At 67.0% G+C, this 14,304-nt stretch carries 13 protein-coding genes; 9 read left to right on the forward strand and 4 right to left on the reverse strand.

Translation table 11 applies throughout. From position 1 onward, the window contains the following. Positions 1 to 5 precede the first annotated feature (5 nt). Genes ACZYSP_RS13735 through ACZYSP_RS13745 form a run of 3 tightly spaced genes read left to right on the forward strand, consistent with a single transcriptional unit; the run spans position 6 to position 2,366 of the window. Positions 6 to 821, forward strand: coding sequence for an enoyl-CoA hydratase-related protein (locus tag ACZYSP_RS13735; protein ID WP_093077172.1), 816 nt, complete (start codon positions 6 to 8; stop codon positions 819 to 821). Between the two features lie 55 nt (positions 822 to 876). Further along, complete coding sequence (locus ACZYSP_RS13740) at positions 877 to 2,133, forward strand: 6-phosphofructokinase (protein WP_093076980.1); 1,257 nt, start codon at positions 877 to 879, stop codon at positions 2,131 to 2,133. Further along, positions 2,130 to 2,366, forward strand: a complete 237-nt coding sequence (locus ACZYSP_RS13745; protein ID WP_093076979.1) for a cysteine-rich CWC family protein — start codon at positions 2,130 to 2,132, stop codon at positions 2,364 to 2,366. Before ACZYSP_RS13740 ends, ACZYSP_RS13745 begins: the two co-directional genes overlap by 4 nt. Here ACZYSP_RS13745 and ACZYSP_RS13750 read toward each other — a convergent pair. Beyond that, the gene (locus ACZYSP_RS13750) at positions 2,357 to 3,670 is read right to left on the reverse strand and encodes a zinc-binding metallopeptidase family protein (RefSeq protein WP_489014697.1); all 1,314 of its coding nucleotides are present in this window, start codon (positions 3,668 to 3,670) and stop codon (positions 2,357 to 2,359) included. The two genes, ACZYSP_RS13745 and ACZYSP_RS13750, sit on opposite strands and share 10 nt — an antisense overlap. A 128-nt stretch (positions 3,671 to 3,798) precedes the next feature. On the opposite strand from ACZYSP_RS13750, the gene ACZYSP_RS13755 reads away from it, so the two are divergent. From ACZYSP_RS13755 to ACZYSP_RS13770, 4 genes are all read left to right on the forward strand, one after another. Then, positions 3,799 to 5,286, forward strand: coding sequence for a DHA2 family efflux MFS transporter permease subunit (locus ACZYSP_RS13755; protein WP_093076977.1), 1,488 nt, complete (start codon positions 3,799 to 3,801; stop codon positions 5,284 to 5,286). Positions 5,287 to 5,359: 73 nt separating this feature from the next. Next, the gene (locus ACZYSP_RS13760) at positions 5,360 to 6,499 is read left to right on the forward strand and encodes an ABC transporter substrate-binding protein (RefSeq protein WP_093054036.1); all 1,140 of its coding nucleotides are present in this window, start codon (positions 5,360 to 5,362) and stop codon (positions 6,497 to 6,499) included. Positions 6,500 to 6,552: 53 nt separating this feature from the next. After that, a complete protein-coding gene (locus ACZYSP_RS13765) occupies positions 6,553 to 7,320 on the forward strand; it encodes a class II glutamine amidotransferase (RefSeq protein ID WP_489014700.1) in 768 nt (255 codons plus the stop codon). A gap of 117 nt (positions 7,321 to 7,437) precedes the next feature. Then, a complete protein-coding gene (locus ACZYSP_RS13770) occupies positions 7,438 to 9,648 on the forward strand; it encodes a TonB-dependent receptor (protein ID WP_093076975.1) in 2,211 nt (736 codons plus the stop codon). Between the two features lie 9 nt (positions 9,649 to 9,657). Here ACZYSP_RS13770 and gshB read toward each other — a convergent pair whose 3' ends face one another. After that, on the reverse strand, positions 9,658 to 10,617 hold the full coding sequence (gene gshB / locus ACZYSP_RS13775) for a glutathione synthase (protein WP_093076974.1): 960 nt from the start codon (positions 10,615 to 10,617) through the stop codon (positions 9,658 to 9,660). Further along, positions 10,617 to 10,751 carry a hypothetical protein gene (locus ACZYSP_RS13780; protein ID WP_256216760.1) on the reverse strand — a complete coding sequence of 45 codons (135 nt, stop codon included), beginning with the start codon at positions 10,749 to 10,751 and terminating at the stop codon, positions 10,617 to 10,619. Before ACZYSP_RS13780 ends, gshB begins: the two co-directional genes overlap by 1 nt. A gap of 145 nt (positions 10,752 to 10,896) precedes the next feature. Between ACZYSP_RS13780 and ACZYSP_RS13785 the strand changes: the two genes are divergently transcribed. Both ACZYSP_RS13785 and ACZYSP_RS13790 read left to right on the forward strand, forming a co-directional pair. Further along, positions 10,897 to 11,328, forward strand: a complete 432-nt coding sequence (locus ACZYSP_RS13785; protein WP_093077170.1) for a hypothetical protein — start codon at positions 10,897 to 10,899, stop codon at positions 11,326 to 11,328. Between the two features lie 13 nt (positions 11,329 to 11,341). Continuing rightward, positions 11,342 to 12,265, forward strand: coding sequence for a polysaccharide deacetylase family protein (locus ACZYSP_RS13790; RefSeq protein ID WP_093076972.1), 924 nt, complete (start codon positions 11,342 to 11,344; stop codon positions 12,263 to 12,265). Positions 12,266 to 12,282: 17 nt separating this feature from the next. Here the strand turns inward: ACZYSP_RS13790 and ACZYSP_RS13795 are convergent, their stop codons facing one another. Continuing rightward, a complete protein-coding gene (locus tag ACZYSP_RS13795) occupies positions 12,283 to 14,151 on the reverse strand; it encodes a potassium transporter Kup (RefSeq protein ID WP_093054026.1) in 1,869 nt (622 codons plus the stop codon). Positions 14,152 to 14,304: the final 153 nt, after the last annotated feature.

A 14,304-nucleotide genomic window follows, 5' to 3' on the forward strand; every position in this document is an offset into this window, starting at 1 on the left:
TGCCCATGAGCCCCGACGCACCGACACAACCCTTCATCCTCCAGGAACAGGCCGACGGCATCGCAACGCTGACGCTGAACCTGCCCGCCAAGCTCAACCCGATCGCGCACGGCCTGCAGGTCGAACTGCGTGATGCGCTGGAACGCATACGCGACGACCGCTCGGTGCGCGCCGTGATCCTCACGGGCGCCGGCAAGGCCTTCTGCGTGGGCGCCGACCTGAGCGCGATGGCGCCGGGCGACAAAGACAAGTCACTGGGCACACAGACTGCCGAGTGGATGCAGGAGCTCAGCAACCCGCTGATCGAAACGCTGCGCAGCTTGCCGGTGCCGGTAGTTGCCGCAGTCAATGGCCCGGCGGCCGGTGCCGGCGTGGGCCTGGCGCTGGCAGCCGACGTGACCATCGCGGCACGCAGCGCCTACTTCTACCTGCCCTTTTTGCCGAAGCTCGGCATCGTGCCCGACCTCGGCTGCACCTGGGCCATTCCGCGCCGCGCCGGCCGGGCACGTGCAATGGGCATGGCCCTGCTCGACGAGCGCGTGGGCGCGGGGCGTGCCGTGCAGTGGGGGCTGATCTGGGCCTGCGTGGACGACGAGCAGTTGCTGGAAGAAGCCAAGGGCATCGCGCAGCGCCTCGCCCGCCTGCCGGCGCATGCCGTGCTCGAAGCGCGCGAAGCCTTCGAGGCCTCCGAGCACCACACGCTGAAGGAGCAGCTGCACTACGAGAGCGAGCGCCAGCGCGAGCTGATCGACCGCCCCAGCTTCCGCGAAGGCGTGAGTGCTTTCCTGCAGAAGCGGCCGCCTGTCTTCGAGAGCCGCTGACATCCTGACACGCCGGCACTGGCGCCTGCCTTAGGGCTGCGGGAGAATCCCGCGCATGCCCATCCTCAACGCCTTCTACGCCCAGTCGGGCGGCGTCACCTCGGTCATCAACGCGTCGGCCTGCGGCGTGATCGAAACGGCGCGCCGGCACCCGGACCGCATCGGCAAGCTCTACGCCGGGCGCAACGGCATCATCGGCGCGCTGACCGAGGAGTTGATCGACACCGGCGCCGAAACTGCCGAAGCAATCGCGGCGCTGCGCAGCACACCTTCGGGCGCCTTCGGCTCGTGCCGCTACAAGCTCAAGTCACTGGAGAAGAATCGGCGCGAGTACGAGCGGCTGATCGAGGTGTTCAAGGCGCACGGCATCGGCTACTTCTTCTACAACGGCGGCGGCGATTCGGCCGACACCTGCTTCAAGGTGAGCCAGCTGTCGCAGTCGATGGGCTATGCGCTGCAGGCCATCCACGTGCCCAAGACCATCGACAACGACCTGCCGCTGACCGATTGCTGCCCCGGCTTCGGCTCGGTCGCGAAGTACGTGGCGGTGTCGACCATCGAGGCTTCGTTCGATGTGCGCTCGATGGCGGCTACGTCGACCAAGGTGTTCGTGCTCGAAGTGATGGGCCGGCACGCGGGCTGGATCGCCGCGGCGGGCGGCCTGGCGGCGGACCAGGGCATTCCGGTGGTGGTGCTGTTCCCGGAGATCGAATTCGACAAGGCACGCTTCATCGCACGTGTCGACGAACTGGTGAAGCAGCACGGCTACTGCTCGGTGGTGGTGTCCGAAGGCTGCCATCACCCCGACGGCACCTTTCTCGCGGAGCAGGGCACGCGCGACGCCTTCGGCCATGCGCAACTCGGCGGAGCCGCGCCGGTGGTGGCGCAGATGGTCAAGGAAGCGCTGGGCCACAAGTTCCACTGGGCCGTGGCCGACTACCTTCAGCGCGCGGCGCGCCACATCGCCTCTGCCACCGACGTGAAGCAGGCCTACGAGCTGGGCCAGCGCGCGGTGGAACTGGCGCTGGAAGGCCGCAACGCGGTGATGCCGACCATCGAGCGCACGTCCGACGTGCCGTATGCCTATCGCATCGGCAGCGCGCCGCTCGAATCCGTCGCCAACGTCGAGAAGCCGATGCCGCGCGATTTCATTTCGGACGACGGCTACGGCATTACCGAGAAGTGCCGTCGCTACCTGCTGCCGCTGATCGAGGGCGAGGACTACCCGGCCTACAGCGGCGGGCTGCCGGTGTACGTGACGCTGCAGAACGTGGCCGTGCCGAAGAAGCTGCCGGCCTTCGAGATCGCATGACCACTCTGGCGGCAGTCCCGGGTCTGATCGACGCCACGCGCTGTCCGCTGTGCGGCGAGCCGAACCGCTGCGCGATGGAGATCGAACGAGAGATGGGGCAAACGCAGCCACCCTGCTGGTGCATGCAGGTCGACTTCAGCAGGGCGCCGCTCACGAACCTGCCGGAAGACATGCGCGGGCTGGCGTGCATCTGCATGCGCTGCGCGACGGGCGAGTCGCCGCCTCAGGGCTGACCGGAGCTTTGCGATTGCGTCTGTGATTGCACCTGCTCGGGTGCAGGGTCGGCCACATCGCCAGCCACCACCATCGTCGGCGCATCGCCCGGCCGCTGCTGTGTGATCACGCGGTGAATGAACTGCAGCTTTCCCACCGCCACGCGCGGCAGCACGAAGGGGTAGTAATCGGGCTGGCCCATGCTGCGCGACAGTTCGTTGAGCACATTGGTGAGCAGCACCCAGCCATTGATGAAGTCCAGGAACTTGCCGGCATCGGGATCTTCCGGCTCCCACAGGTCGTCGAGGGTGAACAGGTCGCTCGTGAGCTCGACGTTGGTCGCGTCGACGCCAAAGCTCATGGCTGTGTCTGCTGTGTCGGCCATGTGCAGGTAGTGGGCCCAGGTCTCGGCCCAGTCTTCCCACGGATGGGTGCTCGCGTAGCTGCTCACGAAGCGGTCGGCCCAGTCGGGCGGCGGGCCCTGCTCGTAGTGGGTCTGCAGCGCGGCGGCGTAGTCGGCGCGGTCGTCGCCGAAGAGCGCGCGGAAGTCGTCGATCCACGGCGTGGGCAGCACCAGCAGGTCCCAGTAGTAGTGGCCGATCTCGTGGCGGAAGTGGCCGAGCAGCGTGCGGTAGGGCTCGCGCATCTCGGCGCGGATGCGCTCGCGCACGGCGTCTTCGGCCTCCTCGGCGTTGAGGGTGATCACGCCGTGCTGGTGGCCGGTCATCACGTGCGGGCCGCCCGGCATGTTGCTGAGGAAGTCGAAGGTCAGGCCGTGCACGGGATCGACATGGCGGCTCACCACCGGCAGGCCGAGCGCGAGCAGCTGCGAGATGAGCCGGCGCTTGGCGGTTTCGAGCTTGCGCCAGAGTTCTCCGTTGCTCTCCAGCGAGAGATCGGGGATGGTGCGCGTGACGCTGCAGGCCAGGCAGTAGCCCGGCGCAAGGCCTTGGGTATCGGGAGGCAGTTGTTCGCCGTCGCGCGCGGCGGGCACCATCCAGCTGCAGGCGGCCGGCGTCATGAGGTTCGCACAGCGGCGGTAGGTGTTGCCGTGCGGATCGCCGAACACGGTGAAGGTGTCGGGCTGCGCGCCTTCGCCCACTGCCGGTGCGAGCGGCATGACGCCGAGCCGGTCGATCACGTAGCCCAGCGGCGTGTGGCAGGCCAGGCATTCGCTGTTGCGCAGGAAGACGGGGCGGCCGCACTGGCAGCGATAGGCGCGGCTGACGGTCGGCGAGGCCAGTTCGGCCGCAAGCGTAGGCGCGCCTTCGGGCTCGATGGCAGCCTGCTGGGCATTGGCTTGTTCGTCGGGTGAAGAGTCCATGTTCTTGTCTTGATCTTCTTGACGCGGAGGGGACAGCGGATGCATTGTGCGGCCGCCTCGCGCAGTCCCGGCCGTGCAAAGACCGATATGCTTGTAGGACGACGGACCCCGAGACATTCCGCCGCCCCATGACCTCCCCACAGACTTCCGAAGCCGCGATCGCGCCGGCCCCGCCTTCCATCGGCTCGCTGCGCGAGCGCTATGGCGAACGCTACCGCTGGTACTTGCTGCTGTCGGTCATGGTGGGGACGATGGCGTCGATCATGTCCTCGACCATCGTCAACGTTGCGATTCCGGGCATGAGCCATCACTTCTCGCTCGGCCAGGAGCGCGCGCAGTGGGTGAGCTCGGGCTTCATGGTGGCGATGACGGTGTCGATGCTCACCACGCCGTGGCTGCTGTCGCGCTACGGCTACCGGCGCACGTACGTGGGCACGATGCTGTTGCTGCTGGTGGGTGGCATCGTGGGCGGCGTGGCCAACGACTTCTCGCTGGTGCTGTTCGCGCGCGTGGCCGAAGGGCTGGCGGCGGGGGTCGTGCAGCCCATTCCGGCCATCATCATCCTGCGCGCCTTCGAGCCGCACGAGCAGGGGCGTGCGAGCGGCATCTTCGGCATGGGCGTGGTGCTGGCGCCTGCCATCGGGCCGAGCATCGGCGGAGTGCTGGTCGACCTGTTCGGCTGGCGCTCGATCTTCTTCATGGTGGTGCCGTTCTGCCTGGCCTCGCTCTGGCTGGCCTACAAGTTCGTGCCCAAGACTGCGCCCGGCGGCGTGGCCGCGGTACGCGGCAGCGGGCTCGACGCGCGCGGGCTGGCGCTGGGCACGGTTGGCACGCTGTGCCTGCTGAACGGGCTGGTCGCGCTGCGCGGCGATTCACCGCTGCAGGCGGGCCTGCTGCTGGCCGGTGCGCTGCTGGCGTTCGGCATCTTCGTTTGGTGGCAGCGGCGACTCGCGGCCTCGGGCGGCACGCCGCTGATGAACCTGGCGCTCTTCCAGTACCGGCAGTTTGCGATGGGCAGCGTGGTCGCCTTCATCTACGGCACGGCGCTGTTCGGCTCGACCTACCTGCTGCCGGTGTACATGCAGGTGGGGCTGCATCTTTCCGCATCGCACGTGGGCACCATCCTGCTGCCGGCGGGCATCGTGCTGGCGCTGACCATCGCCGGCGTGGGCCGGCTGGCCGACAAGCATCCGACCTGGGTGCTGGTGACGATCGGGCTCGTGCTGCTGGCGGCCTCGTTCGCGCTGATGATGGTGCTGCGGCTCGACAGCGCGCTGTGGCTGCTGGTGGCCTTCGCGATCATCGGGCGCATCGGGCTGGGCTTCATCCTGCCTTCGCTCAACCTGGGCTCGATGCGGCCGCTGGCCAAGCCGCTGATTCCGCAGGGCGCGAGCGCCATCAACTTCGTGCGCATGCTGGGCGGCGCGGCCGGCGTGAGCCTGTGCGCCATCGTGCTCGAGTGGCGTCTCGCGGCGCATGGCGATTCGCTGGCCAATCCGATGAGCAGCCAGGCGCGGCTGGCGGCCTTCGACGAGGTCTTCGCGATGCTCGCCGGCCTTTGCGCGCTGGCCATCTGCGCAGCGTGGCAATTGCGCCGCCCGCCACAGTCAGGGTAAGCACCAAGTAGTACGAAAGAACCCATCGTCTCTAATTGTGAGAATTTGTTAAATCAGTTGGGATGGGTCTTACATGCAACGCAGAAGTTTTATCGCCTCGACGGCCGTGGCGGCCGCCGGGCTCGCTCGGCTCTCTTCCGCGCAAGCCGCCGAAACGGGGGTGAGCGACAGTGAAATCGTGCTCGGCAGTTCGGCCGTGCTGAGCGGGCCGCTCGGATCGCAGATCAAGGTCGTGCACAACGGTGCCGCGCTGGCGTTCGATGCCGTCAACGAACAGGGCGGCGTGAACGGGCGCAAGATCAAGATGGTGGCGCTGGACGACGAGCTGAAGGCCGACAAGGCGGTAGAGAACTACACCAAGCTGCTGAACGACCATCGCGTGTTCGCCTTCTTCGGCTGCGTGGGCTCGGGCACCACGGCCGCCGCGGCCAAGCTGCTGCAGCAGAGCGGCGCGCCCAGCGTGGGCGGCTACGGCGTGGGCGACAGCGCGCGCGAACGCGTCGCGGGATCGGCTTACTTCGTGCGCGCCAGCAACGCCCGTGAAGCGCAGGCCCTGGTCGAGCACCTGGCGACCATCGGTGTGAACAAGATCGCGATCGCCCACCTCGACAACCCCGGCGGCGCCGAGGCGGTCAAGCTGATCGAGGCGGCCATGGTCCCCCACAAGCTGGTGCCGACGGCCAAGGTGGTCGCCAAGGGCGACGGCTCCGACGCCGCCGCCGCCGGCAAGGCGCTGGCCGACAGCCAGTCGCAGGCCATCCTGATGTACCTGGCCGGCACCGTGGCCGGCGAGGTGATCAAGGCCACCTACGCCGCCGGCAGCAAGCCGATGTTCTACGGCATGTCGATCGTGCCGGGCGAAGTCACGGCCAAGGTGGTGGCCCTGCAGGCGGGCGGCCTCGCGATCTCGCAAGTCATGCCCTATCCCTGGGGCGAGGTGGAGACGGTGACGCGCGACTATCGCCGGCTGGCGGAGCGGGCACAGGTACCGGTGGGTTACGGCAGCTTCGAGGGCTACCTGAACGGGCTGGTGATGATCGAGGCACTCAAGCGCACCGGCCGCGACCTGACGCGCGCCCGCCTGCATGCGACGCTGCGCGCGCTCAAGTTCCGCCTGGCCGGCATGGACATCGATTTCTCGACCGGCAACACCACCGGCTCGCGCTTCATCGAAATGGTGCGCGTCACGCCCGAGGGCCGCTTCGTGCGCTGAGCGGCGAGCGGATCCGCCGCACGGCCGGCCGGCACTCGCGCTCTAATAGCGCCATGTGCCAATTGCTAGGAATGAACTGCAACACGCCGACCGACGTGACCTTCAGCTTCACGGGGTTCGCGCAACGCGGCGGCCGCACCGACCACCACGCCGACGGCTGGGGCATCGCGTTCTTCGAGGACCGCGGGCTGCGCCATTTCGTCGACCACCAGCCGGCGAGCGAATCGCCGGTTGCGGAGCTGATCCGGCGCTATCCCATCCAGAGCCGCAACGTCGTGGCGCACATCCGCAAGGCGACTCAGGGCGAGGTCAACCTGCAGAACTGCCACCCGTTCGTGCGCGAACTGTGGGGGCGCTATTGGGTGTTCGCCCACAACGGCGATCTGAAGGAATTCCGCCCGCGGCTGCACGGCAACTTTCATCCGGTGGGCAACACCGACAGCGAACACGCCTTCTGCTGGATCATGCAGGAGCTGGCCAAGTCGCATGCGGGCGTGCCGAGCATCGAAGAGCTGACACTCACGCTGCGCGAGCTGGCGCCACAGCTCGCGAGCCACGGCACCTTCAACTTCATGCTGTCCAACGGACAGGCGCTGTGGGCCCATGCCTCGACCAACCTCTGGTACGTGGAGCGCCGCCACCCCTTCGTGACCGCGCAGCTGTCGGACGAAGACGTGGAGATCGACTTCGCGCAGCACACCACGCCCAACGACCGCGTGGCCGTGGTCGTCACCGCGCCGCTGACCACCAACGAGACCTGGACACCCTTCGTGCCGGGCGAGCTGCATGTGTTCGTGGACGGGCAGCGATCCGGGTTCTGACGCAGATGTGAAGTCTTTCGACTGACACTTTTTTGCAACATTGCAAGAAAGTATCAACAGGTGGATGCAATCGAGTGAACAATAACCGTTCTCATTTGCATCTTATCTGGATCGTCCATGCCCGCTCCCCGCTTCTTCCTCCGGCCAACCGTGGTCGCGTCGCTGCTCGCGCTCAACACCGTGGCCGCCCTGGCCCAAACCACCACTGCCGAGCCGGCTGCGGCAGCGGCCAGCGGCACGCTCTCCACGGTGACCGTGGAGGCCAGCGCCGATGCATCGGCCCAAGGCCTGACCAAGCCCTATGCGGGCGGCCAGGTGGCGCGCGGCGGGCGGGTCGGCATCCTGGGCAACCAGGACATGATGAGCACGCCGTTTTCCAGCACCAACTACACCAACGAACTGATCCAGGACCAGCAGGCCAAGAGCGTGGCCGACGTGCTGCTGAACGACCCGTCGGTGCGCCAGGCGCGCGGCTTCGGCAATTTCCAGGAGCTGTACGTGGTGCGCGGCTTCCCCGTCTACTCGGACGACGTCTCGTACAACGGCCTCTACGGCATGCTGCCGCGCCAGTACATCGCTTCTGAGTTCTTCGAGCGCGTGGAGGTGTTCCGCGGCGCCAACACCTTCCTGAACGGCGCCGCGCCCGGCGGCAGCGGCATCGGCGGCGCGATCAACCTGCTGCCCAAGCGCGCGCCCAACGAGCCGCTCACCCGCGTCGGCTTCGGCGTGCAGACCGGCGGCCAGGGCTTCGTCAACCTCGACCTGGCCCGCCGCTTCGGTCCCGACGACAGCCTGGGCATTCGCGTGAACGCTGTGCGCCGCGAAGGCGGCACCGGCGTGAAGAACGAAAGCCAGCAGCTCAGCGCCTTCGGCGTGGGCCTCGACTGGCACAACCGCAACGTGCGCCTGTCGGCCGACTTCGGTTACCAAGACTACGACCTGAAAGACGGCCGCCCGAGCCTGACGCCCTCGTCCACGCTGCCGATCCCCCGCGCGCCCGACGCCCGCACCAACTTCGCCCAGCCCTGGACCTACTCGAAGGAAAAGGACAAGTTCGCCACCTTCCGCGGCGAAGTCGACATCACCGACAACATCACGGCCTGGGCCGCCGGCGGCGTGCGCCGCAGCAGCGAAGACAACGTGCTGTCGAACCCCACGCTCGCCGACTCGTTCGGCAACACCAGCAACACTCGCTTCAGCAACACCCGCAAGGACCGCATCGGCACCGCCGAACTCGGCGTGCGCGGCAACTTCGCGACCGGCCCGGTGAAACACACGGTGGTGGCCTCGGTCGCCAAGTACAGCAACGACCGCGACAACGCGTACACGATCTCGCGCGGCACCATCCGCAACAACATCTACGCACCGTACGCAACGGCATACCCGGTCGCCAACGCCTTCACCGGCAATACGCTGGAAGACCCGCGCCTGACCGACAAGATCGACACCTCGAGCGTGGCCATCGCCGACACCATGTCCTTCATGGACGACCGCCTGCTCGTCACCCTCGGCGCGCGTCGCCAGACCATCGAGCAGACCAGCTTCGCCTACACCACGCTCAAGCAGACGAGCACCTACGACAAGAGCAAGACCACGCCGGTGGCCGGCGTCGTGTTCAAGATCACGCCGACTGTCTCGGCCTACGCCAACTACATCGAAGGCCTCGTCAAGGGCAACGTGGCGGGCACCACGGTGAACAACCGCCCCGTCACCAACGCCGGCGAAATCTTTGCGCCCTACCAGGCCAAGCAGAAGGAAGTCGGCGTCAAGTACGACGGCGGCACGCTCGGCGCCAGCGCCGCGTTCTTCACCACGGACCAGCCCACCTACTACTACTCGGGCCAGACCTACGGCCTCTACGGCAAGCAGCGCAACCAGGGCCTGGAGTTCTCGGTGTTCGGCCAGCCCACCAAGGGCCTGCGCTTGCTCGGTGGCCTGACGCTGCTCGACGCCAAGCAGAAGAACACGCAAGGCGGCGCGACCGACGGTCTCACCGCCATCGGCGTGGCCAAGCAGCAGGCCAATCTCGGCGCCGAATGGGACGTGCCCGGCGTGCGCAACCTGTCGCTGAACGCACGCGTGCTGTACACATCGAAGCAGTACGCCAACGCCACCAACACGCAGTCGGTGCCGTCGTGGACGCGCTTCGATATCGGCGCGCGCTACCTGGTCGACCTCGGCAACGGCCGCGCGCTCACGCTGCGCGCACGCATCGACAACCTGTTCAACAAGTCGTACTGGGCCTCGGTGGGCGGCACGCAGGGCAGCAACTACTTGGTGCTGGGCGCGCCGCGCACCTTCGCGGTGAGCGGCACCATCGACTTCTGACCTGCTGCGTCAGCGGCCCTGCTTGCGCAGGGTCTCTTCCAGCGCATCGATGAACATCGCCGGCACGTCGAAGCCGGTCTGTTCGGTGATCTCCTGAAAGCAGGTCGGGCTGGTCACGTTGATCTCGGTCACCGAGTCGCCGATCACGTCGAGCCCGATCAGCAGCAGCCCGCGCGGCGCGAGCGCACGGCCCACGGTCTCGGCGATCTCGCGATTGCGCGCGGTCAGCGGTTGCGCCACGCCCTTGCCGCCCGCAGCCAGGTTGCCGCGCACCTCGGTGCCCTGCGGAATGCGCGCCAGCACGAAGGGCGCCGGCTCGCCCGCGATGATCAGGATGCGCTTGTCGCCCTGCACGATCTCGGGCACGAAGCGCTGCACCATGATCGTCTCGGCGCCGTCCTTGTTGAGCGTCTCGACGATGGAGCCGAGGTTCAGCGCGTCCTGCCGCACGCGGAAGATGCCCATGCCGCCCATGCCGTCGAGCGGCTTCAGGATGATGTCGCCGTGCTCGGCATGGAAGTCGCGCACGGCCTGCGAGCTGCGCGTTACCAGCGTGGGCGTGGTGAACTGCGGAAACTCCATGATCGCGAGCTTCTCGGGGTGGTCGCGCAGCGCGCGCGGCTTGTTCACCACCTGCGCGCCCTCGCGCTCGGCCTGCTCCAGCAGGTGCGTGGCGTAGATGTACTCGGCGTCGAAGGGCGGGTCCTTGCGCATCAGCACGGCGTCGAAGTCCTTTAGTGCCTTGGCCTCGGTGATGTCGACGCTGTACCAATCTTTCGGGTCGCCGGTCAGCGTGATCTGCTGCACCGTGGCCGTGACCACGCCGCCCGACTTCCACTGAATGTCCTGCGGCAGGCAGGCCGCGATGCGGTGGCCGCGGCGCTGCGCCTCGCGCATCATCGAGAAGGTCGTGTCCTTGTAGATCTTGAAATGATCAAGCGGATCGGCGACGAAGAGGATGTTTTTCATCAGGCGTTCTTTCTTGCGGTGCCGGGAGCGGCGGCTGCCACCGGGATATCGGGCGCGATGTTGCCGGAAGCGGCGATGTCCTTGCCGGGCGGGGCCTTTTCTTCATGCGTCCGGCCGAGCTTGGGGAATCGCATCGGGCGATTGTGCCGGGAGGCCGGCAGCACCAGATTGTCAACAATCTGAATTCCATAATGTCAACCATCAGGCACGGGAATTGCACGAACCCAGTCGCGACATCCCGCCGTGCACCGCCATGGCCCAGCAAGATTGGAGAACCCCGTGGACGCATCCGTTTCGCAGCAGAGCAACCCCGCGCTCGACCCCGCCGCCGTGGTCGACGAGTTCCTTCGCCTGGTGATGATTCCCGACCCGGAGTCGGCCTCCCGCTTCACCGCGCCCGGCATCCGCATCCGCTTCACCGGCAACCGGCCAATGCAGGCGCCCGGCGACACCTCCGCCTTCAACGCAAAGCGCTATGCGTGGGTCAAGAAGAAGATCGAGCGCACCGAAACGGTGGCCGGCGGCACGCCCGAGGAAACGGTGGTCTACAGCCTCGGCACGCTCTACGGCGCGTGGCCCGACGGCACGGCCTTCGAAGGCAATCGCTATGTCGACCGCTACGTGGTGCGCCACGGCCTGATCGTGCAGATGGACGTGTGGAACGACAGCGCCGAATGGCTGCTGGTGCGCGCCGGCCTCGCCGTGCTGTGATGAGGCCCCAGGCATGACGACGCGCTGGCCCGACCGGCTTCCCACACACGACCGCTTCGACTACCGGCCCATCACGCGGCGGCCCGACTACGTGTGGCCGAACGGCGCGCGGCTGGCGGTGTACATCGGCTTCAACATCGAACACTTCGCCTTCGGCGACGGGCTGGGCGCATGCATCGGCCCGGCCTCGCCGCAACCCGACGTGCTCAACCACGGCTGGCGCGAGTACGGCAACCGCGTCGGCGCGTGGCGCTGCCTGGAGCTGTTCGACGCGCTCGCGCTGCCCACCGGCGCGCTCGTCAACACCGCGCTGTACGACCACTGCCCCGAGCTGGTCCAGGCGCTGGTGGCGCGCGGCGACGAGCTGATCGGCCACGGCCACAGCAATGCCGAGCGCCAGGGCGCGCTCGACGAAGTGCACGAACGCGCGCTGCTGCAGCGCTGCCGCGAACGCATGGTGCGCGGGAGCGGGCAGGCACCCGCCGGCTGGCTCTCGCCATGGATCTCGGAAAGCGCCGTCACGCCCGACCTGCTGGCCGAGACCGGCTACAGCTACACGCTCAACTGGTGCCACGACGACCAGCCGCTGCGCATGCGCACACGCAGCGGCGGCTCGCTGTGGTCGGTGCCGTATCCGCAGGAGCTCAACGACATCCCGATGATCGTCGGCCGCCTGATGGACGCAAAGGACTTCAGCTCGATGGTGATCGACAACTTCGAGGAGATGCTCGAACAGTCGCGCACGCAGCCGCTGGTGATGGGCCTGGCGCTGCACCCGTACATCGTGGGCCAGCCCTATCGGCTGCGGCACCTGCGCACCGCACTCACGTACCTGGCGCAGGCGCGCGACCGGGGCGAGATCTGGTTCACCACGCCGGGCGCGATCGCCTCGCACGTGGAAGGGCTCGCGAAGGAGCGCCCAGGAGAATTCGACTGAGGCGCCCTGCCTGAGCCTCAGATTTCGATCTTCGACCCCAGCTCCACCACCGCGTTGTTCGGCAGCCCCAGGAATGCCGCCGCCCCGCTCGCGTTGTGGTGCATCTGCGCGAACAGCTTCTCGCGCCACGGCGCCATGCCGCTGCCGAGCGTCGGAATCACGACGTCGCGCGACAGGAAGTAGCTGGTCGTCATCGGCTCCAGCTGGCAGCCGCGCATACGCGCGTTTTCGAGCGCGCGCGGCAGGTCGATGTCGTTCTTGAAGCCGTAGTGCACGATGATCTGCCAGCAGTGGTGGCCGAGCGCCTCGATCTCGATGCGCTTGTCCATCGGAATCCACGGCACCTCGTGGTTGCGCACGGTGACGAACATGTTCTGTTCGTGCAGCACCTTGTTGTGCTTCAGGTTGTGCAGCAACGCATTCGGCACGGTGCCCGGCTCGGCCGTGAGGAACACCGCCGTGCCGTCGACACGCGCCGGCGGGCTCACGAACACCGAGTCGAGAAAGGACTTCAGGTCGATCGCATCGGCATGCTGCGCCTCGCCCATCAGGCGGCGTCCTTCCTTCCACGTCATCATCAGCGTGAAGACGAATCCGCCGATCAGCAGCGGGAACCAGCCGCCCTCGAACAGCTTGAGCAGGTTCGACGCGAAGAACAGGAAGTCGACCACGAAGAAGACCGCTGTCGATGCGATGCACAGCGCCAGCGGAAGCTTCCACGCGTAGCGGATCACGAAGAAGGTCAGCACCGTGGTGATCAGCATGTCGGTGGTCACGGCAATGCCGTAGGCCGCGGCCAGGCTGCTCGACGAGCGGAACATGACCACCGCCAGAACGATGGCCACGAACAGGCCCCAGTTGACCAGCGGAATGTAGATCTGGCCCGCCGTGCGCACGCTGGTGTGCTCGATGTTCAGGCGCGGCAGGTAGCCCAGCTGGATGACCTGGCGCGTGACGCTGAAGGCGCCCGTGATGAGGGCTTGCGACGCGATCACCGTGGCCGCCGTGGCCAGCAGCACCAGCGGAATCAGCGCCCATTCGGGCGCCATCATGAAGAACGGGTTCTTCACCGCCTCGGGGTTCTCCAGCAGCAGCGCGCCCTGGCCGAAGTAGTTGAGCGTCAGCGCCGGCATCACGACCGAGAACCACGCAATGCGGATCGGGCTCTTGCCGAAGTGGCCCAGGTCGGCGTACAGCGCCTCGGCACCGGTCACGCACAACACGGTGGCGCCCAGCAGGATGAAGCTGGTGCCCGGGTTGTCCCACATGAACTTCAGCGCATAGAACGGGTTCAGCGCCTTCAGGATCTCGGGGTGGTGCAGGATCTGCGACACGCCAAGCACGGCAATCGCCAGGAACCACACGAGCGTGATCGGCCCGAAGAACTTGCCGATGCCCGCCGTGCCGCGCTTCTGCACCACGAAGAGACAGAACAGCACGACCAGCGTGAGCGGGATCACGTAATGCGTGAAGTGCGGCGACACCACCTCCAGGCCCTCGACCGCCGAGAGCACCGAGATGGCCGGGGTGATGACCCCGTCGCCGTAGAAGAGCGAAGTGCCGAAGATGCCGACCACCAGCAGCAGGTGGCGCAGCCTGGGCTTGTCGGCCACCGCGCGGGAGGCCAGCGCCAGCATGGCAACGAGGCCGCCCTCGCCTTCGTTGTCCGCGCGCAGCACGAGCACGACGTACTTGATGGAGACGATGACGGTGAGTGTCCAGAAGAACATCGAGAGGATGCCGTAGACGTTCTCGACGGTGAACGGCACGTGGCCGTGGCCGAACACTTCCTTGACGGCATACAGCACGCTGGTGCCGATGTCGCCATAGACGACGCCGATGGCGCCGACGATGAGGCCGGCTGAGAGATTTTTGGGGGCTGACACGAAGTCGATGGGAAAAGGGCAGGCTGCTGGAATCGACGCGTCAGACACGCCGGGGCGAGGCAAGTGTGAACTTTAGTCCACCTGCGTCACCCTCCCGCCCTTTTGTTTCCGTTGCTGTGGGGCCGCTATTTTGCCGTTGCTTGTGGTCGGCGC

This window comes from Variovorax sp. F042 (assembly GCF_057814215.1).